Here is a 22,572-nt window from a genome sequence, read left to right on the forward strand (position 1 = left end):
ACGCGAAGGTGCAAAGGCGCTATAAAAATAAGTTCGTTCGTTGCGTTTGCATGAAAATGCTATATATTTTCATGAAGAGAAAATTATGGCAATCCTGCAAGTAAGGGGAATCGATGACAATCTGTATGCGGAATTGAAAGAGCTGGCTGAATCGGAGAACCGGTCCGTTAGCCAGCAAGTTGTCCATTTGCTCCGGTTGTACCTGGCCAGAAAGGAACAAATCGATCGTTCCAAAGCATCCGCGCAGGTACTGCTCGAACTCTCAGGTTCTTGGAAAGATGCTCGCCCGGCACAACAGATCATAAAAGAACTACGAAAGGCAAGAAAAAGTTCACGCAAGCTTAGAATGGGTCTTGATGTATCTTCTTGATACCGATACGCTCATCTACAGTCTGAAGGGGGAAGCCGCTGTTCATAAGAATCTTCAAGATCACCTGCAGGACCCGATCAAGATCTGCGTGATCACTTTAATGGAGCTGTATTTCGGAGCTTACAAGTCGAGTCATGTAACAGCAAACCTCGCGATTGTGCGGAAACTGGAAAACTCGTTTGAGATTCTTTCCATTGGTAAGGACTCTGCCGAAAGTTTCGGTATGTTAAAAGCGTCTCTTCAGAAATCGGGAACACCCCTGGACGATTTTGATCTGGCGATTGCATCATGCGCCCTGGGCAACAACCTGACTCTGGTCACCAATAATCCGAAGCATTTCAGAAGAATCGCCGGATTGCGAATCACAAATTGGACGCTTTATCCCGAAGAAAAGTAAGTTTTTGATTTTTTCTCTGCGACTCTGCGTCTCTGCGTTAAAGAGCTAACCGAAGCGGCCCGTGACGTAGTCTTCCGTTTGTTTCTGACCGGGGTTGGTGAAGATCCTTTCTGTGGTGTTGTATTCGATCAGACGTCCGAGATAGAAGAAGGCCGTGAAATCGGAAATGCGGGCGGCTTGCTGCATGTTGTGAGTGACGATTACGATCGTATATTGCTTCTTCAAGTCCTGAATCAATTCTTCAATCTTGCTTGTGGCGACAGGATCAAGCGCCGAACAGGGCTCATCCATCAATAAGATTTCCGGACTGTTTGCGATCGCGCGCGCAATACACAGCCTTTGCATTTGCCCACCGGATAAACTAAGAGCGCTTTCCTGCAAACGGTCCTTCACTTCCTCCCAAAGGGCGGCGCCTTTTAAGGAGTTTTCCAGAACACGATCGAGTTCCCGTTTATTGTTTTGTCCGGCCACACGCAAGCTGTAAACAACATTCTCATAAATCGATTTAGGGAAAGGATTCGATTTCTGAAAAACCATCCCGATCCGTTTTCGCAAAGCGATCACTTCCAGGTGCGGATTGTAAATATTCTGCCCTTTAATTCGAATTTCGCCTGTGTGATGAATTCCATCGATCAAATCGTTCATCCTGTTAAGATTCCGCAGCAGGGTTGTTTTCCCGCAACCGGAAGGACCGATTAGAGCAGTCACCTGTTTTTCGGGAATCGAGAAATTGAGATCAAATAAAACGTGCGCCGGGCCGTAAAAGAAATTGAAATCCTTGATCTGGATCAGATTCCAATCGATCCCTTTCTGCACAGAATCCTTTTGAGGAACGTTGATTTCTAACAGTTTGGGAGAAATTTCATCCATCACTTTGCTCATATCTATACCATATTTAGAATGCGCCTGTGGCGAATTTTTTCCGCAGTCTCTCGCGAATCACTATCGCGCCCAGGTTCAGCAACACTACCAACAGAATTAGCAAGAACGTAGTAGCAAACACCATCGGTTTTGCTGCTTCCGAATCGGGCGACTGAAAACCAAGGTCATAAATATGAAAACCGAGATGCATGAATTTTTGATCCAAATGCAAAAAGGGATAATTTGTATCCAGAGGGAGACTCGGAGCAAGTTTTACCACGCCTACTAGCATCAGTGGCGCAACTTCACCGGCGCCGCGAGCCATGGCTAGGATTAGTCCTGTAAGAATCCCTGGGGCCGATGCTGGCAATACCACACGTTGGATCGTTTGCCATTTAGACGCACCGCACGCCAGAGAACCCTCTCGTACCCCGCGAGGCACCGCCGATAAAGCCTCTTCCGTGGCCACGATCACAACCGGAACTGTCATCAATGCAAGCGTCATCGACGCCCAGAAAATTCCACCTGTTCCGAACGTGGGCGCGGGCAAATAATTGCTAAAAAAAAATCTGTCGATGGTTCCACCTACCATATATACAAAAAAGCCTAGTCCAAACACACCAAAAACAATCGATGGAACTCCAGCAAGGTTATTTACAGCAATCCTGACAGATCGTACAAAAACCCCCTGCTTCGCATACTCCCGCAAGTAGATCGCAGCCAGAACTCCGAAAGGGGTCACCGCTATGCTCAAAAGCAAAGTCATCACAAACGTTCCAAAGATAGCGGGAAAAATGCCGCCTTCTGTATTTGCTTCCCGAGGTTCATCACTCAAAAAGAGCCAGAATTTACGCAAGGCATATCCCAGTCGTTCCAGAGTTCCCATTTGGTTCGGATAATGTATATGGACAACTTGTCCAATAGCCAAGCGTTTTTCCTGGCCATCAAGCAAACGGTACGTTAAGAAATCTTGTTCCTGTCCGGAACGCAGCTGGGAGGCCTTTTGAGCAAGCTTTTCGTATTCAGCCTGCAAAGGTTCCATCATTTTTTGAATCTGATCCAATTTCGACCGATCTATTTTCTTTTGATTTTCCAATACGCGCTTTTGTATCTGCATTCTTTCCATCTGCTGATTGATCCTTCCGATCTGCTTCTTTTCAATCAATCGAATGTCTTTCCATCGGTCATTCGCTTGAACAACGACGTTCTTAAGGTGCGCTTGAAAGGCAGAATTTCTCGACTCAAGTTTGTTCCCGTCTTTCGTTTCAAGGAGTACAGGAACACCGATCGCATCTCCATATTCGATACGTTCGATTACCATCACCTCTTTTGGATAAGCAGTTTGAACGATGTCCTGGCGATTCAGAAATCTAAATGCCAGACCATAGATATCTTTGTTGCCCATAAATATCTGCCACTCTTCCTGCCCGCCTTCAGTACTCTGCGTCTGTTCCTTAATCAACGTGCCGCCGACTGTACTACCGTCTTTTAACCTTAGGTGCATGACCTTGTTCGGCCAGAAGACTTTCATTCCGTTGGTAACGATCGAAAACAGAAGAAAAACAACCATGGATAAGCCAATGGTCAGGCCCATGGATGTGAACCAAACAAACGCTTCACCAGGAGTTTTCAAACTTCCTTTCATTGTCACACCGTCTTGTATTTCTCACGCAAGCGTTGGCGTAAAATTTCAGCAAGCGTGTTGATAAAAAAGGTCAAAAGAAACAGAACCATTCCGCCTAGAAATAACGCCCGATAGAGTGTCCCTTCCACGGGCGCTTCAGGAAGTTCGACAGCAATATTCGCAGAAAGCGTGCGCATACCAGAAAATATGTTGAAATCCATGATGGGGGTGTTTCCTGTAGCCATCACCACAATCATTGTTTCCCCTATCGCTCGCCCGAATCCGATCATGATTGCAGAAAAAATTCCCGCAGAAGCCGTGGGTAACACAATGCGCATTGCTGTTTGCCAACGGCTGGCCCCAAGAGCAAGCGAACCAGAGCGCAAAGCTGCAGGGACATTCGATAAGGCATCTTCTGTAATCGTGAAAATAATGGGGATAACGGCAAACCCCATCATGAAACCGACAACCAGCGAATTCCGCTGCTCAAAGGGAAGTCCGGTCGCCTGAACCCACCACCGCCGAAAATCAGCCAATTTCTGGCCACTTGAAGGATCGGTTACAACAAAAAATAATTGTTCGAAAACAGGGCCCAAGATCCATGCCACGTAGGTTGTCAGCAGAAATAATGGAACGAAGGCGATCCATTCATATCCAGGCCTGATTAAAACGCGCCAGCGAATGGGGAGCAAGCTCCAAAGCCAGCCAAAAAGCAATGCCATGGCGGGCAACAAAATAACGGCTATAAGAATCGAAGGAACTCGCGTTTCAAGAATTGGCGCCAGCCAGAGGGCTGCAAGAAAGCCAAGCACAACAGATGGAAGGGAAGCCATGATTTCCATCGTCGGCTTTACGATTATGCGAAAATTGGGGTGCAAAAACTGCGAAGTGTAAACAGCGGCCAGGAGGGCGATCGGAATGGCAAATAGCATCGCATAGAACGTTCCCTTCAAAGTTCCAATGAGTAGTGGAACGAGCGAGAGCTTCGATTCGAAATCATCTGTTCCACCTGTGGACTGCCATTCGTAACTTGGCTGTGAATAACCTTCATACCAAATCTTTCCAAACAAAGCCCGAATATTAGATTCAGGATGAGGATCATCTAACTCATAGAGATGGAGTTTCTTTGCCGTATCGAGAAAGATCAAACGATTGTACTTGCCGCCAAGTGCAGCAAGTTGAGCCGTAAAAGGAAGCTGCTGCTGCCATCGAATGTTTTCGGTTGTCCCATAACGCAATGAGGCGGTGTCCTTGGTTCCGATTAGAAACGCTTTATTACGCATACTCGGCGCATAATAATCAGCGCCACCGGGGAATTCTTCGAATTCCTTCGTCTTACCGAATGTTCTACGTTCTCCCCCAGCGGGTATATAAAGACTGTAGATTCGATTATTTCCAGAGTGATTTGTAAAGACCAGAGAAACGCCGCCCAGCAAAAAATCCATCGATTTTAATGAGGAATCCCTCGTATCTTCAAATGGACGGAATTTCTGGACGAATTGGACTTCTTCACCCGAACGCGTGAAATAAAAAATGTCTCCCGTCTTTGTTGCGATTACAATCTCGCTACCTTGTCGATTTACTGCGAGATCTACTGGATCCGGACCTACCTGAGAAGTTAAGTTAAACGAGCTTCCAACCGTTGTTTCGCCCGATCCGAACAGAGTCTTTGTTTGGGTAAATGTAGCGGCATGGATTTCAACGACACCGTTGACATCCTGCATGGCAGCTATCAGTTTTTCTGTTCCTGAGTCGCCATAGTCAATTTTCATGATGGGAATACCTGGGACACCTACGGGTGAAAATTGTCCCGCGTTTAAACTCTGCACTACCTTGCGCTGATTATTTTCATAGGTGGTTCCATATCCGATGGAAAGTATGGAAAAGAATCCATCGGTAGTTCCAAAGATGATCTCTTGTTTTAGTTGGTCGTATCGAAAGGCGGAGAAATTTTTCGATTCCGGAAACTTAGGATCGGCTTCCTGAATCTGACCACTTGCAAGATCAACAAAAGAAATCCTTCCAGTGTCATCCACCAGGAAAGGCAATTCTCCCCACTCATCGATCCCCAGTATCCTATAGGATTTATCTGGAACGGATACAGTCTTCAATTCTTTGACCTTCGCACTGCGAAACAAAGGCATAATTTGCCAAAGGATGAAAAGAAAGATCCCAAGAACCGCTGTAATAATGCTAATTCCGCCAATCTTAATAAACCGAGTCATAAAACGGTCAATGAACAGGACCGTTTTGGACGGCAGAAATCTAGTTGGAGTTGTGGGCTGCTCTGGAATCGGTTCTTGCTGTCGTGGTGGGATTTCCGGTGGTGGTATCGCTTGCAGTTGATCCATTGGAGTTAACAATAAGGGCGGGCTTTTGCCCGCCCTTAAAAATTACCGCAATTTTGCCATTACTTCAGATACAGCGTTTGCCGGCAACGGATAGTAACCGTCCTTCACAACAATTTGCTGTCCTTCTTTGGAAAGCATGAAACGGACGAATTCTCCCACGAGCTTATCCATCGATTTGCCGGGGGCCTTGTTTATGTATACGTACAGGAACCGCGCCAAGGGATAACTGCCATTTAAGCAATTCTCATAGGACGCCTCGAAGAACTTTCCTGCAGCTGGACCTAAGGGAATGGCCTTAACACCGGATGTTTTGTATCCTATTCCGGAATAGCCGATACCACCCAGGTCGCTGGCGACTCCTTGAACAACCGAGGAAGAACCGGGTTGTTCCTTCACTGTCGCCTTATAATCACCTTTATTTAAAGCGACTTCTTTAAAGAAGCCGTAAGTTCCGGAAGCGCTATTACGGCCATACAGTGAAATTGGTTTGTTGGCCCATTCGCCACTCAAGCCCAACTGGCCCCATTTTGTAACATTTTTTCCTCCGCGTTTATACGTGCCGGAAAAAACGCCATCAACCTGACTCAGAGTCATACCCGTAATCGGATTGTCCTTGTGGGCATAGACCGCAAGTGCGTCGATTGCGACTTTTACTTCAGTCGGCTTGTAGCCGTACTTTTTTTCGAACGCATCGATTTCAGTCGGTTTCATCTGACGGCTCATCGGCCCAAACTGTGCTGTGCCTTCAATCAAAGCGGGAGGAGCAGTCGTCGAACCCTTCCCCTCAATCTGAATTTTTACGTTTGGATACTTCGCCTTGAAACCTTCCGCCCAAAGCGTCATCAGATTGTTGAGTGTATCGGAACCAATACTGTTGATATTGCCTGAGATTCCACTAACAGGGGAATAACCTTCTAGCTTAGAATCAACCTGCATCTGGGCACTCACCCAGACGGGTGCAAAGAAAACTACAGCAATCAATACTGCCAAAATTTGTTTTTTCATACAGTCGTCTCCTTCAAAATGTGTTCAGACCGCTTATTGCGGAGACTCAAGTCTAGATACCGGTAATTGCAAGGATAACAAAGCTATGTTTCAGATAGGTAAAATAAGGACGTTGGATTTAACAGTCATTTAACGCATTTGTGACACTGTCGAAAGGAATTGTTTCTAAGCTGTTCTCGGACCGGTATATAATTCCAAAGTTGGGTGAACCATGACGAGATATTTCGATGAGGAACTCGATCTATTAAAACAAACTCTTTTGAGGATGGCTGGAAAAGCCGAGGCAATGATTCACAAGAGCGTTCAAGCCCTTGTACAGCGTGATTTGGCACTCTCCGACGAAATACCTCATCTGGAAGATGAAGTGAATCATTTGCAGCTGGAAATTGATGATCGCGCATTCAAGTTGCTCGCCTTACGTCAGCCAATGGCTCATGACCTCAGGTTAATTATCGCCGCCATGAAAATTTCCGGTGATCTAGAACGAATCGCGGATCAAGCCGTGAACATCCAGGAGAACACTAAAGTCTTGTTACAGTTCCCGCTACTGAAGCCGCTCATTGATATTCCTAAAATGGCGGAGATCGCCATGGCAATGCTTCGTGATTCGCTGGATGCGTTCGTAGAGAGTGACGCGCCAAAGGCTCGCGAGGTCGTAACACGGGATGACGAAGTAGACGGACTTAAAAATCAAGTTTTTCGCGAACTGTTGACGTACATGATTTCCGATCCGCGAACAATTCAAGTCGCTTTGCAATTGATTCTTGTTGCCAGACATTTGGAACGCATCGCTGATCATGCCACAAATATTGCCGAAGATGTGGTTTACCTCGTCGAAGCCAAAGATATTCGCCACCACGCAGAAGAATTGGAATAGACGGTTTTTTGCGCTCCGGTTCCGCACGTCGAAAAAATAGGTCCCACTCGGCAAAAATGTGTACACCCCACCGACAATTGACAAACCCATCGATGCCCCTAAGAATATTAATACGGTGTCTTCCATGCAGAATTTAGAAACGATTTTTAAGACTCTCGGTGATTCAACCCGCCTCAGGATATTGGAGCTTTTGAAGCGTCCAGGAAAAAGTGCTTGCGATTTAGTACTTCGAAGTGAAAAAGGGATGTGTGCCTGCGACATCCAGAATGAAATCGGTTTGTCACAAGCTGCAATATCTCATCACATGGGCTTATTAAGGAGGGCCGGTTTGATTCACGCTGAAAAAAGGGGACGCTGGATGTTTTATTGGAGAAATGAAGAGTTGCTTGCCTCTCTTGCTGAGGCACTCGCAAAAACTGTTTGAGTTTTGGGCGCCGCGTACAGAATCCTGCTACAACAAGTAGTCAAGAAAGAAGGACACCGAAGATCACAGGTTCGTATGATCCGGAAACTGCCCACAGAGCAGCTATTGCAAATCCGCACGGTAGGCGCCCACAGCACGCTACTAAAACAGCGTATAAATAAACGGCGCGATCGCTGAGCTCTGGGCAAAAAAGATCAGGATGCCGAAGACGAGAAGCACAAGAATCATCGGCGTGAGCCACCACCACTTATGCTGCCAGAAAAACAGTATGAGCTCACCCACGATCCCAAAACGAGTTGCTAGACTTTCCTTCCAATTCATGATCAGTTCTGTTTCTCTATTATATAATTTTCCAACACTAACGTGTCCATTCCGCTCCGGCTGAAGGTGCTGTAGGCTTCTCTGGGAGTGTTCACGATCGGTTCTCCTTTCAGATTAAAGGAAGTATTTAGAATAACCGGGACACCGGTTGCTTCTCCGAATTTTTCGATCAGGCTGTAGTACCTTGGATTAAATTCTTTTTTAACCGTTTGAAGCCTGCCGGTTCCGTCCACGTGCGTGATGGCAGGCAGAATTTCCTGCTTATCCGGCCGGACATCCACAACGTACAACATGAACCGGGCGGGATAGTGACTTGCAGCATTGTCCAGATCAAAATATTCACTTGCTTTCTCCGCTAAAACAGAAGGAGCAAAGGGCCGGAACGGTTCGCGGAATTTGATCTTTACATTGACAATATCTTTCATATCGTTTCGGCGCGGGTCCGCCAGAATGCTGCGGTTTCCCAGAGCGCGCGGGCCCCATTCAAAACGTCCCTGATACCATCCGATCACTTTTCCCTGATGCAGATTATCGGCGACGCGGTCCAGCAATTTCTCATCCTTCTCGATCCGCTCGTATGGAATGTTTTCCGATTTCAAGAAAGATTCAATGTCCCCGGCGCTATGCTGCTGGCCCCAGTATGCGTGATCCATCACAAAGGAGCGCGGTTTACCCAGTACAGAATGATACATATACATTGCAGCGCCAATCGCCCCGCCGCTATCTCCCGCCGCGGGGTGAACGTAGATTTCCTCGAAAGGCGTCTCACGAAGTATTTTTCCGTTCGCAACACTGTTCAGAGCAACGCCACCCGCCATGCAAAGTTTGTTCAGTCCGGTCTCGCGCTGTAAGGCCGTTGCCATTCGCAACATCGCTTCTTCGGTTACGGCCTGGATGCTTGCCGCAATATCGGCATAATGCTGATTCGAACGGCCCGCCTGATCAAAGTTGGACGGCTTCTCTCCAAAATAAGAAGGAAAACCGATTGACGGTGTGAAGAAATGGGACTTCGATTCGCGAGGCTCTCCAAATAAATCCACAAACCTGCGGCTGTAGGTGCGGTCCGTGGAGTAATGAAAGGAAAAATAGTCCATGTTGAGCTCAAAGCTTCCATCATTTCCAAAGTGAATGAGCTGATGAACTTTATCGATGTATTTTGGTGACCCAAAAGGCGCCATTCCCATGACTTTGTATTCGCCTTCGTTCACTTCGAATCCAAGAAAGGCCGTGAACGCGCTGTAAAGCAAGCCGATCGAGTGGGGAAAACGGATCTCTTTAATCAGTTTGATATCGCTGCCCTTGCCGACTCCAAAACTGGCGGTTGTCCATTCGCCGACACCATCCACGGTGAGTATCGCGGCTTCTTCAAAAGGAGAACAAAAGAAGGCGCTGGCTGCATGCGAAAGATGATGCTCACTGAAAAAGATCTTGGAAGGAGGGAGACTCAAACGGTTTTGCAATAAATGCTTGATCCAGAGCTTGTCGCCAAACCACGTTACCATCGCCTCACGAAAGACTTTGTGCGAATGCGGAAAAGTCTGCATGCTGGATAAAAGAAGCCGCTCAAACTTGATGAATGGTTTTTCAAAAAAAACCACGTAGTCGAGATCCCGTGCTTCGATTCCACCGGAACGAAGGCAGAAATCGATCGCATTTTCCGGATATTCGTAATCGTGCTTTTTTCTTGTGAAGCGCTCTTCTTCAGCAGCGGCGACTAAGACGCCATCCCGGAATAAAGCGGCGGCAGCATCATGAAAGTAACAAGAGATCCCGAGTATTTGCATTCTTCACCACTGTCGCACGGCTCTTTCAAGTGGAGCAGTGGAATCGGGAGTTCGTTCTTGCCACCCGTGCTTGGAACTCTTGCGAATCCCCAGCGGATCCGCCCGCTTCATGATCAACGCAAAAGGAGCTAAAATCACGAAATAAAAGAGTATTAAGATTACTCTCGCTTGAAAGTTTCCGACTTTATGAGCAAAAGCCTTCCACCGCTTCCAGAAATGTGCAAAGAAAGACATAAAAAATGAACAGAGATTATAGCAGCAATCAATCGTGGATCATAATCGTAATCGTATCGTAGATCGTCGATCGATAATCGTAATTCGAGGGGACGAACGAGGAATGAACTACGATTACGATTCGATTCGGCGATTACGATCCACGATTAGGATCCACGATTAGGAGAGGAAAGGTCCGGGAGAAGGGAGTTTTTTCCCGGACCTTAATTGAGATAACTTGCCAGGGAACCGACGCTGGAGGACTTTCGCAGTTTGTTTAGGGCCTGTGCCTCAATTTGGCGGATCCGTTCCCTGGACAAACTCATTTTGTCACCGATCTGCTTTAATGTAAGTGGATTATCATCATCCAGACCGAATCGAAGTCTTAACACCTTTTCTTCCATCGGTGAAAGTTTGCCGAGCGATCTTTCGATTTGTTCCTTCAAAAAGATCGAAGCAGAACTTGTTTCAGCAGACGGAATTGTCGACTGCTCTAAAGCGTCACCGAGAGTCAGGTCACCATTGTCATCGATTGGATGATCCAGTGATAAAGTTCCTGCCGTCGCTTCAAGAGAAGCATTTAATTCCTTTAAACTTACGCCAATTTCAAGTGCAAGAGCTTCCCTGGTTGGATTTTCATTTTGTTCGCTCCGTCTTTTCGATAAAGTTGTGGCAACGCGATACAAAATGTTAGCCGTTTTCGGCGACAGTCTGTAAACCTGGGTCGCTTGCGATAGATAATGTAAGATCGCCTGCCGGATCCACCACACGGCATAAGATGTAAAACGAACTTTTCGTTCGGGGTCAAACCGCTTGGCTGCTTCAATCAATCCGACATTTCCCTCATTGATCAAATCCAGGAAGGGGAGTCCGGACTTCCGGTACTTCTTCGCAATCTTAATCACGAAGCGCAGATTCGACTCGATCAGCTTTTGCAAAGCTTCCTTATCTCCTGACTGCACCCTGTAACCAAGCGCCTTTTCTTCTTCGGCAGTCAGCAAAGGAATCTTTGAAATCTCTTTTAAATAGAGCCTCATCGCCCTATTCAAGGACTTATCTTTTGAAATCACCCTGGTTTTCTGCATCATTTTCTTATCTCTTATTAGATACGTTTAGACCCCTATAAAGTTTTAAATTGTTTCTATTTTTTCTCCTATTCATCGTCTTCCGAATATGCAATTTTTAGGCCACCGCGGGATCCCTTTTTGTCGACGAGTGGATCGTAATAATTTGGAGTATTTGGAGGGAAATTTCAATTATTTGAATACAAGCGTCCTAAAAAGTGCCGTCAGGGGGCCTGTTTCCGGTTTGAAACGCAACGTCGAAAATTCTACTCACTTTTATCATTCACCAGTAGAAGAGAAGACCATGCGAATGTTAAAATAGCGAAACGAAAAAGGGGGCAGCTTACGCTTCGCGTTAAAAGAATTCCGATCCATGTCACGGATGAGCAAAAGCGTATCTACAAAGAAGAAGGATTCTTACTTGTACGCGATCTCATACCGGAACACATTCTGACACGAGCAGCATCAGCCATGCGGCGCTTCATACAAAATGGTGCTCGTCCAACAACGGAGTCGAGCTATGACTCGATTTTGCAGGCACCTGCAGAAGATCCGGAGCTAATCGCGGTTTATCAGCCTGAGTTTCGGGCGGTAGCTGCGCAATTGGCGGATGAGGATCCATCGACATTTCGTATCCCGAGACAGCCGTGGGCTTTGGTCCTACTCCCACACGAGGGCAACTGGCAGTGGCCCGAACCACACATCGATCATGCGTTAAAAGAAGATAATTTCAGAATCTTCCCACCACCTTTCCGGATTGCGTCTATCAGTTATTTGAGCAATGCTCGTGCGCACGGAGGCGCAACGATTGTGTGGCCCAAATCCCATAAGGCAATTGAAGCGTTGGCCAGAAGCGATTCGGACCGATACCTATTCATGTCCGATCTTAATTTGAATCTCAGCAATGTTTCTCTGGGTGATCCCGTCGAAGTGACCGCATCCGCAGGTGATGTGCTTTTTTATCATTACCTCTGCGCGCATGCAGCTCCAATGAATACGAGCAACGTTCCACGTCTCGCGCTGGGCAAGAAATGGTGACCCTGTATTACTTTTCAGATTGAAGCTGAAGCGTCAACTGCGCGTAAGCTGATATGATAACTCTACAGGGTTCGACTCTTTAGCGGCATCGCAATGCCAGCAGCGCTCCTTCGGAAGTTGAGCCTGCGATTCAAATCTCAACTGCAAACTCAACCGATGCAACATGCCGGATGATTCTGGTGGCCCCGCTAGATCAACTGAGATAATCAACGAAACAGAATCCGGTTATCTACACAAAAAGGATTCAACTTCAATTGTTTCCCGCAATGAGGGCATTCACATGGCTCCGTGTTTTCAGAAGGCATGAAACAGTTGCCACAAAACGGACATACGCAGGAGAGAGCATCTTCATAATGTCCCGGGATTTCATCGGAACCAGAAAAAAGTGGCGGCTCCTCAGAATCTCTCGCTGTTACACGTTCTTTCCATTTGCTCTGTGGCAAGAAATCGGATAATTGGAAATGGTAGCGGTAGACAGGAGTGATAACCGGTGCATCCAGATGAAGGTTTCTAAGATGCAAAACATGAATATCATCGTTTTTGAGTAGGCACGCAAATGTCCCATCCGGTGATACGGGCGTAATACTTCCAGGAACGTCATCTGCGCCCGCATAAATCGCGACACATTCTCCTGAGGATCTCTCCGATACACGGATCGTTGTATCCGAATAGAATCCACCGGAAATAAAAAAATTGCCGTCCGGAGTGACAGACAATTGACCCGTAGGATCTTCTGAGACATGGATTCGTTTTAAAAATTCTCCGGAATCGATATCCCAAATACAGATCTCTCCAAAAATATGAGCTTTATCGGGGCCGGTTCTTTCCATAGTCTGCAGCCCTGCAATCAGAAATTTTCCATCAGCCGTTATTATCGAGATCTTAACACCGCTTGCTGGAAAGGCTTTGAGCGGTTCGCCTGTCAGGAGATTCCATTCATAAAGCTGATTACCGCTTGCCGAAATCGCTGTTTTACCGTCTGCACGAATGACAATGCTTTGAAGGGGACCCAATGCGAATGCGTGGATCAGCTCTCCGGTCACGATATCCCAAAGACAGGCACTTCTTCCTCCATCGCCGCTCGCTGTAACCAGCATCCTGTTATCTGCAGTAAATGAAACTCCATAAATGTGACCGCAGAATTTTCCCAGATCGTCCCAGGCACGCAAACAAGCACCTGATGCAAAGTGCCAGACCTTTATTGAGTCGTCGTTCGCGGATGCCACGAACTTACCATCGCCTGAAACCGCCATTGTGGAGCCACCCCGCTTGTGTGCTTGAATCGACTGAATTGGAGCTCCCGATTCCCAGACCGTCAGATTTCTACCTAGCGTAATGAACCGTATGCTTCCGGGAACAGATGCAATCTTTGCTGCTTTTTCGGACGGCAGTGGCCTTGACTTCAATCCGGATGTCGCCCAGATTCGAATATCTTTTTGCCCGCCTGCCGAAGCTATAATCCGGCAATTCGGACTGAAATCCATCCCCTGTTCATCGCTCAGTGTATTTTCGTAGTGTCGTACCTCGTGCGCTTCTGACACATTCTCCACTTTAAGGTTACCCATCCAATCGAGACTCACTGCAATTCTTCCATCGGAGCTGCAACGCACATTGGTGATTTTGCCGCCAAGAGTGTGCCACTCGCGGACCAATTCAGCATCAGGAGCCGACCAAACATGCATCATACCCTCGTTTGCAGCGGCAAAGATCAATCTTGCATCCGGAGTTATGCAGAGTGTTTCGAGGTCCTCGATTTTCACTTCTTGAATGCATTTTCCTCTGGTGATGTCCCAAAGGTAGATGGCGTTTTTATCCCAGCAAGCCGCCAGTTTGCCGTCAGGTGTTACGGTTATGCCAAGGTATTTTCGCGGTTTGTCATCCATCACTCGAACACAGGTTGCATTCGCCACGTCCCACAGTCGGAGCACTCGATCCGCCGAAACAATCATCGCTCCATCGTGTGTTATGGCAATATGAGGAATGGAAGGCTCAGGAATTTCAAAAAAACAAATTCGTCTGCCGGATGTTAAGTCCCAAAGATCAATGCGACCTTTCCCACAAGTTACAGCGAGCTTAAGGTCTGGAGTTGCAGAAACGTTGCGGCTATCTGTGGATATGGTGATTCTGCATCTTCCGGAAACAACATCCCACAGGCGCAAATTTCCATCACCGCATGCAGAAAGGACCTGCTTCCCATTCTGGCTCAGAGCAACAGCCTCCACCCAATCCTGATGCCCTTGCAGCGTTCGAATCAGAGCAGGAACTGTAGGAACGGGTCCCGGGCGAGGATCACGCGCGATCCACGGAGCCGTTAACGCTTCGGCCAGAGGTTCAGCCGTTTCGACCACCGCTCCTTCCCGGGCGTGATTCCGGGCCAGAAAAATCGACTGTTCGGGTGCAACGAGCAACAGGTGTGCATGAGCTGAAAAAAAGGCTGAAAATTGAGCTACCCTTCCGGATGGCTCGTCAGAGGCAAACATGTCTGTGTCCCTCAGTTCCGCCTCTTGCGCCCATTTCATTGCTCTCAAGGCCCACGTTGAATGGTGATCGTCAAGACCAAAATACCGATCGGGCAAGGTCTGATTGAAATCGAAAAGCACTTTGTCGGCATTAAAACTCTTGCCGGATAGACCCGATGATTCAATCTCCGCAAGTACAGGACCGGCCCCTTTATCCGGATGTGGATCTTTACTTCCGGCGATAACAGCAGCTGTACATTCAGGAAGCCATTTCGGCATCGGCCCAACCGAATACCCGCCGTATGGATTAAAGGGATCATAGCGCTCATATCCCGGCCACGAATTGAGCGCTGTTTCATAATCGGCTTGCAGATCGTAAATTTTTTCGGCTTCGCACTTGGCCCGTATGAAAACCAAATCGCATAATGTTCTTTCGACTCCTTCCCAATCTTGAGCCTTTGTTCGTTGGTGAGGGAGTTCATCCAGTGCTCTTTCGTATGGTTCACGCCACCGGTCTTCAAAATAGTCTGCAATCGTCCTGTGAATCGCTTCGCGATCTGCTTGATTTTTCAGATATCGATTCCCAACAGCTTCTTTTAGTTGACCGTGAAAAAAATCGATGACACCGGAACGTTCAAAAAGATAAGAACTAAACGAACGATAAAGGCGTGTCCACAACATATCCGGCAATTTGACCGTTTCGCCGGTCGCTTCTAATACAGGCGCATGATGCTTCAAGAGTGTTTGCATTTCATCTGACGTCATCCCGTACCGTCCGCAAGCGATGAATTTCATGCAATCCGATACCAAATCAGGATTGAAATCCTGTTCGATCCGCTCAAGTACTTGATCGAATAACAACGGCAATGTGTCAGGCAGTAGATCCACTTTGTTCCGGAGTTCATCAAACTGGCCAAACACACGCAATTCTTCAAGCGCAACAAGTATGTATAAAGGATTGCCGGACTTCACTTTTCCATAGAAAGCATGTTCGACGTCTCCTGTCGGAAAATGATGACGGATCTCTTTTAAATACCTCTCCACCAGCTGTTGAATTTCCAATGGGGCTAATCCTGTAACGACTTCCTCTTGCACCTGTTTCCGTCGCGCCAGCAAAGCATTCCGCACATCACCTTGCACTGTGCTCAGGATGAATCGGACGTTTCCCGGAAGCTGTGGCGAGAGCCAACTCAGGGATTCGGGGTCACCAGAATTTTGAAGTTGATTTAGCGCATCAATTACGATGAGTATTCTCAGATCTTGGGATGCTGTTGTTAGTAATTCCGGAAATCGATTCACGAGTTCCTTCATCTCCTGTGGCACAGGCTCGTTGGATCCGATCGAATGACTTAAGTGAGTACAGATTCGATGAAGCATCTTCCGGATGTTCGTGGAATCGGGTGAAGCGCCAACGAAGTGAGGAATGATCAACCAATCCGGATGAGCGCGGGTTGCTTCATCAGTAAAATGCGCCATCAGTGCGGATTTTCCATAACCCGGTTCGCCCCCGATCAAAAGAATGGAAGGATCTCCATCTTCCAAACAAAATGCGTGCATTCGACCCAACAAGCCGAGTCGTCCGATAAAACGGCGGGTCCGCTCAGCCATGAACAATTCATGAAGCTCATTTTCTTGCTCCCACTCTTCCTTTTGGGAACGCACTTCTGCTTCGGCCTCGATTCTTCCCCATAGAGTATTGAGCACCTGCTGGCCAAAGATTTCGAGATCGTCGTATTCAAAATAAAGGAGGCCTTCCTTTGCAATTTCTTCTTTAAGAGTGGAAAGTTTTTTTTGAGTGTCCGGACTCTGCTCGAAGAAATCCGATTCCTTTCCTTTCGCAATTTTCCGGGTCAGGGATTCACTGCGAAAGAAGAAGAAGCTGCGGTCGCGTTGATAGATGGAGTATCTTGAGAATGCTGACCGGATGATTTCGATCTCTTGAGGGGTGGTATCGGCGCCTATCAAATATTTATTCTTTTCGGCATCCCATCTGTAACACCTGGCAAGGCAATTTTTTTCTTCATTTGTAAGGGAGACGCCTCCCAGCTTCTCTTCCAAAATTTTTCTGAGATCGACAACTTGACGCGGAATGTTCGTATGCAGTACGCCGTGATAAATTTCCTGGGCGGTGATGGAATGATCATGACCTTGTGGAATATAGCCATAGCGATGCCCCAAAATTCCGATAAAATAAGGGCGACAAGTATCAATCTCATCCAGACAAATATCCAATGCCTTTCCATCCTGAGCATCCTTTTCGGTAACCCCCCACCGCAGATCAACATCGATTAAATGAATGCGCCTCACCCTGCACCGTTCTTTTAGTTCAGGGAAGACAAAACGAACGAGATGATCTCGTTCCAGGTGCATGTCACGGAAGGTTGATGAGATGAACACTCGGACGTTCTTCCAGCCCTTACGCACTTTGTTTTCCTCTTTCTCATTTTACTAAACCTGGCGTCCTGCCGTCGCATTCAACTTCAAAATACATTTCCGTCACTCTTTTGACGTTATTTCCGGGCTGGGCTAATCTGTAACCAAGCCATGCAGGCTGCCCCTACAGTGCCGCTCAAATGGGAGAACGTCTACGTATTTATTAGTAGCACCTTCAACGACATGCATGCCGAGCGCGACTATCTCGTCAAGCGTGTATTTCCGGATCTACGCGAATGGTGTGAGCAGCGCAAACTCCGTCTCATCGATATCGATTTGCGCTGGGGAGTAACGGAAGCAGATGCCGCCAGCAGGCGAGCCTTAAAGGTGTGCTTGCAGCGTATCAACGATTGTCGCCCCTTCTTTCTTTGCTTTTTAGGGCAGCGCCATGGCTGGGCTCCGGGTAAGGATGGAATCTCTTCCGACACGTTCGACGAATTTCCGGAACTTGAGCGCGAATTGAGCAGTTATCCGGCCGCTTCCATTACGGAATTGGAAATTCGGCACGCCATTTTTCGTCCGCTTGGTTGGCGCGATCCCAAGAACGGGCGCCTGCATCGCTACGATCCGGCCCAACATGCTTTCTTTTACCTCCGTGACCTAGACTATCTGAAGTCCTTAGCCAACGCTCCGCGACAATTGTTTTGCTTCTATACGCACGATGTGGTGCCGGAAGAGGAAACCGAAGAAGAAAGGGCGGAGCGTGTTGCCTCGCGGCAGGCTCTGGAAGAACTGAGGAATGAAATTGAAACTCGCGGAACTCCTCATCGACCGATTCATTATTCTACAACCTGGCGCGACGATCTGCAGACGCCTGAGATCACCATGCCCCTGCATTGCCCTCATCTACAAGAAGACAACATCAAACGATGGCGCAACACGTGGAATCGCTTCGCCAATCTTGGACTCAGCGAAACGGAAGTGAGCATTCCCGAACCCAAGCGCCCATATGCGAACACCTACAATGCTGCTTTGACAAAAGGCCGCCTTGCGAACTTCCTTCACAACAAAACCGAACTGGCGGTGTTGATCAAACAAAATCTCCAGCAAGCTATCCTGGAGCGATATCCCGATCGCAAGCAGGTGGAAGAAACCACCGATCTGCAGCGAGAGCTGAATCAGCAAGAAGAGTTTATTGCTAATATTGTAGAAGGATTTGTCCAACGCGCCGGTGATTTCGACGAATTGGACGATTATGTGAACAGTGACTCGCGCCGGCTCTTCGTTCTTACGGCGCCGGGCGGCATGGGGAAATCGACACTGCTGGCAAAATGGGTGGATGGCTGCCGGAAGCATTACTCCGTTCATTCCCGATTCATCGGTCAAAGCGATGGCTCGTCAACCGTCTATTCCTTAATGCGGTTCCTACTCGGTGGAATCCAGGAAGCTCACCGGGAGCTGGATGTACAGATTTCGGAAGATCCCAACGAGCTTCGTCGCGACTGGTTCGAATTGCTCAGTGTGATTGGAGAGTTCGGAAAAACCGTAATCCTGATCGATGCCTTAAATCAATTGGAATCGGGGCTTTCGGATTTGACATGGCTTCCGCGTCCGCTTCCCGAAAACGTCAAGATGATCGTCAGCTTAAAGGTGGATGATGAGGAGTCGCTGCGAGTTCACAAGAAGATGCAGTCGGATCCTAACGTACAGCTCTCCGAAGTAAGACCTTTTACCGAACGAAAAGATCGCGAAGAGCTGGTGGAAAAGTATCTGGAACGATACTGGAAAGATTTGGAGCCCCAGCTTCTGGATGCGCTCATTGGATCTCCAGGAGCCATCAATCCACTTTATCTGAAGGTTGTCTTATCGGAGCTGCGCGTCTTTGGCGCTTTCGCGAATCTATCGGAAAAGATCCGGCAGGATTTTGGTGACACGCCGGTTTCCGCCTTTCATGCTGTCTTAAAGCGATTGGAAACAGACCCCGCATATTCCGCCATCGAGCCGAAGGAAGCGGTCCCGCTCCTTTTCGGATTACTTGCGCATGCGCGCCATGGTCTTTCGGTCGATGAGCTGAACACAATCGTTGTTCAGGCACTGAAGCTTGCAAACACCGATGAGATTCGACAGGCTACTGCCGATGCGATCCATTTATTTCTTCGTCAGATCCGTCTTTTCTTGGCGCGTCGCGAAGGTCGCTACGATTATTTTTATGAAAGTTTCAGAATCGCGACTCTACAACGCTATGTGGCAAAGGAAGAGACGGAGCGCGTTCCCAAACGACCGACCAAGGCTTGGCACGGTCTCATCGCCGATTATTTTGCGAGCTTACCTATCTGGGAACTGTCGCCCCTGCCAGAGAAGCCGGGATATCCTACCAAACGAAAAGTTGCAGAATTGCCGTATCATCTCACGTATGCGCAAAAATGGAGCAGACTGGAAGATGTCTTGTGCGATCCGGACTTTATCGAAGCAAAATGCACAGCGGGGCTCGGCTATGACCTGTTGCGAGATTACACGCGGATCAACGCCGGAAACACTCAGTTCGGTCCATTGGTTGTTACTGCATGGCGACATCAACAACAGATCGGGGTTGAATGCCCGCGCTGTCTTGCGTGGAGTCGAATCAGTGGCTCAGACTTGGGCAAAAAGATGCTTTGTCCGGCGTGCCGTGGCCAACTGCAGATGAACTCTTTTGAGTTGGATGCCGAATGGCAGCCTACCAATCACATTCGGCAGCCCAGCGAAGATCATCAAGCACAAATCATTGAATTTCCGGCAAATCTTCATGAATTTGCGGATTTTGTTCGACGCCAGGCTCATATCCTTTTTCGTGATTCTGCGCTGACGTTTCAGCAGTCAGTAAATCAGAAAACCGGATCGGTAGTTCGGGCCGCTGCACAATCATTGCCTGAGTCGAGAACAAAAAACATCGTTTGGATGGAGTGGCTAAACAAGCCGAAACACTCCGACATATGCCTCATGACTTTAGCCGGACACAGGAGCGATGTCCGAGCTTGCGCGTTTTCCCGAGACAACCGGCGGATTCTCTCCGCCTCATCAGACTGTTCACTCAAGATTTGGGACCGGGAAACGGGGCGAGAGATGCTTAGTGTTCGAGTAATTTGCAAGGGAACTTATCGTCCGGTATGGTCAGACGTACCGCAGGAGTCCTCCAATCCCCGGCCAGTATACGCCTGCGCTTTTTCACCGGATGGCCGCCGGATTGTATCCGGTTGCGGGGGCCTGGAACAAGATAAGCTGAGAATCTGGAATGCAGAAACAGGCAGTCTGATTCACATTCTAGAGGGGCCGAAGGAAAGCATTACGTCATGCTTTTATACTCCCGATGGGCGACAGATCGTTTCGAGTGCGGCGGATACAAGGGAGGGTGAGTTAAAAGTTTGGGATGCAGAAAGCGGAAAAGAGATCCGCACAATCGCTTCAGGATATAGTATGGAAATACATGCCGCTGCCGTTTCTCCGGATGGGCGATGGATTGCAGCGGCGTTACAAAAAGATGTGCGAGTATGGGATTTGAGATCGGGAGAGTCCATTGCAGTCCTACCGCATGATCATTATGTATGGGCCTGTACCTTTACTCCTGATGGGAAGCGCATCGCGACAGGCTCATGGAACGGCATTGTAAGAATCTGGAATGTCACCGACCAGAAGACTCTTGCAAATCTAGAGGGCCACGAAAAAGTTGTACGCGCTTGCGCGTTTTCTCCAGATGGAGCGATGCTTGTTACGGGATCCGATGATTGGACACTGAAGCTCTGGGATGTTCAAGACAACACCGAAATAACAACTTTCAGAGGGCACGGGGGGCCAGTACATACATGCGCGTTTTCACCGGATGGTCTACAGATCCTGTCGGGGTCGGAAGATCATACCCTTAAATTATGGAATGCATTCATCGATGAGTCAGCCGTTCATCCGACCAAGCATGAAAGTTGGATCGTTTCCTGCTCTTTTTCTCCTGATGGAAAGTTGATTGCTTCTGCATCGGAGGATCGCACGATCAAATTATGGAATGCAGAAAACGGAAAGGAAGTCGCTTCATTTAACGGGCACAAGTATTTCCGTACGCGATTAGACTCCGGACCAGGCGGTTTACCTTTTGTGAGAATTTGGTTTGATGATTCCGAAGAGGCCCGCCGAGTTCTGGAAATACCCGCCGATTCCGGTGGAAAACAGGCTGCTACTGCTCGGGTTCATTGGGTACCGATTGGTCGAATTCCGGAGAAGTGCGCCTTTTCGATTGATAATTCAAAGCTCCTGTCCGTAGCTGTGTATCCGGATATCTGGCCAAAATTCTGGGATTTGCAAAATCAGGTTGAAATCACTGACAACAGGCCCGCATTTCTGGTAGGCCATAGAGGTCAGGTAAATACGTGCAAGCTATCGCCCGACGGTCTTCGTTTTGCAACCGCATCAAACGATGGAGCTGTAAAGATCTGGGATTCACATACTGGACTCGAAATCGTTTCGCTGATTCATGATTCGCCAGTAGAGGATTGCCGGTTCTCGCCTGATGGGTTTTGGATCTTATGCAGGCTCGCAGATAAGACGCTCAGAATTTGGAATCTGCAAAAGAAGGCACAAGTTAGCAAACTTTCCGGACATGAGGATAGCATCAACGATTGCGCGTATTCTCCGGATGGAAACTGGATAGCCTCGGCATCGAGCGACCATACTTTGAGGATTTGGAATCCTTCGAATGGAAAAGCTGTAAAGACGCTGCTCGGTCACAGTTCATGGGTGGAAATAACCGCCTATTCTCCGGATGGCAGCAAACTACTTTCTGGATCATCAGAGGGGACGCTCAAACTATGGGATCCGATTTCAGGTAAGCAATTATTCACACTGGAAGGCCATACGGCCTGTGTGAAGGCATGTGCATTCTCCCCCGATGGCCGTTTCATTGTTTCCGGCTCTGAAGACTCCACAGTTAGAATTTGGAACGTTCAAAACGGTGTTGAAGTGAGCCGGTTTTATACAGAGGCACCCGTATATGCCGTCTCTACTGGAAAAGGAGGAAGATTGATTGCCATAGGCGACAAAGGAGGCCTGATTTACATTCTGCGTATCATGGGACTCGAAGTTCAGGCGCCCATTGTTACCTGTGGATACTTATTTGACTTTGATAAATCCGAGTGGAGCGCAAATCTTACAGCCAGATGCGAATGGTGCGGTGTAAGATTCATTCAGCGTTATCCGGCCGAAACGCCAGACTATTTCGTTTCATGTCCTCAGTGCCTGAACCTTCTCAGACTCAATCCTTTTATTATCGGCCGCAGCCGAATTAACAAGAGATGGAAATTCTGGAAAGATTAAGTTGAGGGATAGTCGACTACTTTGCTTGATAAAGCAGGCCGATTTGTTTGAAAATTCATGGAGCGCCGTTCCTC

At 47.9% G+C, this 22,572-nt stretch carries 14 protein-coding genes; 6 read left to right on the forward strand and 8 right to left on the reverse strand.

What is annotated here, in order from left to right; translation table 11 throughout:
- Positions 1-85: 85 nt before the first annotated feature.
- On the forward strand, positions 86-370 hold the full coding sequence (locus L0156_24870; protein ID MCI0606233.1) for a hypothetical protein: 285 nt from the start codon (positions 86-88) through the stop codon (positions 368-370).
- Complete coding sequence (locus L0156_24875) at positions 357-767, forward strand: type II toxin-antitoxin system VapC family toxin (protein ID MCI0606234.1); 411 nt, start codon at positions 357-359, stop codon at positions 765-767. Before L0156_24870 ends, L0156_24875 begins: the two co-directional genes overlap by 14 nt.
- Positions 768-812: 45 nt before the next feature.
- On the opposite strand, the gene pstB is transcribed toward L0156_24875, so the two are convergent.
- The 4 genes from pstB to L0156_24895 are packed head-to-tail and all read right to left on the reverse strand — an operon-like array spanning position 813 to position 6,608.
- Entirely contained in the window at positions 813-1,649 is an 837-nt protein-coding gene (pstB, locus tag L0156_24880) for a phosphate ABC transporter ATP-binding protein PstB (protein ID MCI0606235.1), read from the reverse strand.
- Between the two features lie 13 nt (positions 1,650-1,662).
- Entirely contained in the window at positions 1,663-3,273 is a 1,611-nt protein-coding gene (gene pstA, locus L0156_24885; protein MCI0606236.1) for a phosphate ABC transporter permease PstA, read from the reverse strand.
- Positions 3,274-3,275: 2 nt separating this feature from the next.
- Entirely contained in the window at positions 3,276-5,603 is a 2,328-nt protein-coding gene (locus L0156_24890) for an ABC transporter permease subunit (protein MCI0606237.1), read from the reverse strand.
- 42 nt (positions 5,604-5,645) lie between these two features.
- The gene (locus L0156_24895) at positions 5,646-6,608 is read right to left on the reverse strand and encodes a phosphate ABC transporter substrate-binding protein (protein ID MCI0606238.1); all 963 of its coding nucleotides are present in this window, start codon (positions 6,606-6,608) and stop codon (positions 5,646-5,648) included.
- A gap of 211 nt (positions 6,609-6,819) precedes the next feature.
- Between L0156_24895 and phoU the strand changes: the two genes are divergently transcribed.
- Together phoU and L0156_24905 are read left to right on the forward strand one after the other, a co-directional pair.
- On the forward strand, positions 6,820-7,485 hold the full coding sequence (gene phoU, locus L0156_24900; protein ID MCI0606239.1) for a phosphate signaling complex protein PhoU: 666 nt from the start codon (positions 6,820-6,822) through the stop codon (positions 7,483-7,485).
- A 124-nt stretch (positions 7,486-7,609) separates the two neighbouring features.
- The gene (locus tag L0156_24905) at positions 7,610-7,909 is read left to right on the forward strand and encodes a metalloregulator ArsR/SmtB family transcription factor (protein ID MCI0606240.1); all 300 of its coding nucleotides are present in this window, start codon (positions 7,610-7,612) and stop codon (positions 7,907-7,909) included.
- A 141-nt stretch (positions 7,910-8,050) separates the two neighbouring features.
- Here L0156_24905 and L0156_24910 read toward each other — a convergent pair whose 3' ends face one another.
- From L0156_24910 to L0156_24920, 3 genes are all read right to left on the reverse strand, one after another.
- Positions 8,051-8,230, reverse strand: a complete 180-nt coding sequence (locus L0156_24910) for a DUF5989 family protein (GenBank protein ID MCI0606241.1) — start codon at positions 8,228-8,230, stop codon at positions 8,051-8,053.
- A gap of 2 nt (positions 8,231-8,232) precedes the next feature.
- On the reverse strand, positions 8,233-10,014 hold the full coding sequence (locus L0156_24915; protein ID MCI0606242.1) for a carbamoyltransferase: 1,782 nt from the start codon (positions 10,012-10,014) through the stop codon (positions 8,233-8,235).
- Positions 10,015-10,451: 437 nt separating this feature from the next.
- Positions 10,452-11,315: an RNA polymerase sigma factor RpoD/SigA gene (locus tag L0156_24920; protein ID MCI0606243.1), complete on the reverse strand. Its 864-nt coding sequence runs from the start codon at positions 11,313-11,315 to the stop codon at positions 10,452-10,454.
- 426 nt (positions 11,316-11,741) lie between these two features.
- Between L0156_24920 and L0156_24925 the strand changes: the two genes are divergently transcribed.
- Positions 11,742-12,329: a phytanoyl-CoA dioxygenase family protein gene (locus L0156_24925; protein ID MCI0606244.1), complete on the forward strand. Its 588-nt coding sequence runs from the start codon at positions 11,742-11,744 to the stop codon at positions 12,327-12,329.
- Between the two features lie 206 nt (positions 12,330-12,535).
- On the opposite strand, the gene L0156_24930 is transcribed toward L0156_24925, so the two are convergent.
- Positions 12,536-17,212: a DUF4062 domain-containing protein gene (locus L0156_24930; protein MCI0606245.1), complete on the reverse strand. Its 4,677-nt coding sequence runs from the start codon at positions 17,210-17,212 to the stop codon at positions 12,536-12,538.
- A gap of 120 nt (positions 17,213-17,332) precedes the next feature.
- On the opposite strand from L0156_24930, the gene L0156_24935 reads away from it, so the two are divergent.
- Complete coding sequence (locus tag L0156_24935; GenBank protein MCI0606246.1) at positions 17,333-22,498, forward strand: DUF4062 domain-containing protein; 5,166 nt, start codon at positions 17,333-17,335, stop codon at positions 22,496-22,498.
- Positions 22,499-22,572: the final 74 nt, after the last annotated feature.

The sequence above is a fragment of the bacterium genome, assembly GCA_022616075.1.
Classification (GTDB): Bacteria; Acidobacteriota; HRBIN11; order JAKEFK01; family JAKEFK01; genus JAKEFK01.

Coding starts and splice junctions, on each gene's coding strand:
- phoU (MCI0606239.1), top strand. CDS start 6,820: ATGACGAGATATTTCGATGAGGAACTCGATCTATTAAAACAAACTCTT.
- L0156_24915 (MCI0606242.1), bottom strand. CDS start 10,014: ATGCAAATACTCGGGATCTCTTGTTACTTTCATGATGCTGCCGCCGCT.
- L0156_24890 (MCI0606237.1), bottom strand. CDS start 5,603: ATGGATCAACTGCAAGCGATACCACCACCGGAAATCCCACCACGACAG.
- L0156_24895 (MCI0606238.1), bottom strand. CDS start 6,608: ATGAAAAAACAAATTTTGGCAGTATTGATTGCTGTAGTTTTCTTTGCA.
- L0156_24920 (MCI0606243.1), bottom strand. CDS start 11,315: ATGATGCAGAAAACCAGGGTGATTTCAAAAGATAAGTCCTTGAATAGG.
- pstA (MCI0606236.1), bottom strand. CDS start 3,273: ATGAAAGGAAGTTTGAAAACTCCTGGTGAAGCGTTTGTTTGGTTCACA.
- L0156_24935 (MCI0606246.1), top strand. CDS start 17,333: ATGCAGGCTGCCCCTACAGTGCCGCTCAAATGGGAGAACGTCTACGTA.
- L0156_24905 (MCI0606240.1), top strand. CDS start 7,610: ATGCAGAATTTAGAAACGATTTTTAAGACTCTCGGTGATTCAACCCGC.
- pstB (MCI0606235.1), bottom strand. CDS start 1,649: ATGAGCAAAGTGATGGATGAAATTTCTCCCAAACTGTTAGAAATCAAC.
- L0156_24910 (MCI0606241.1), bottom strand. CDS start 8,230: ATGAATTGGAAGGAAAGTCTAGCAACTCGTTTTGGGATCGTGGGTGAG.
- L0156_24870 (MCI0606233.1), top strand. CDS start 86: ATGGCAATCCTGCAAGTAAGGGGAATCGATGACAATCTGTATGCGGAA.
- L0156_24875 (MCI0606234.1), top strand. CDS start 357: ATGTATCTTCTTGATACCGATACGCTCATCTACAGTCTGAAGGGGGAA.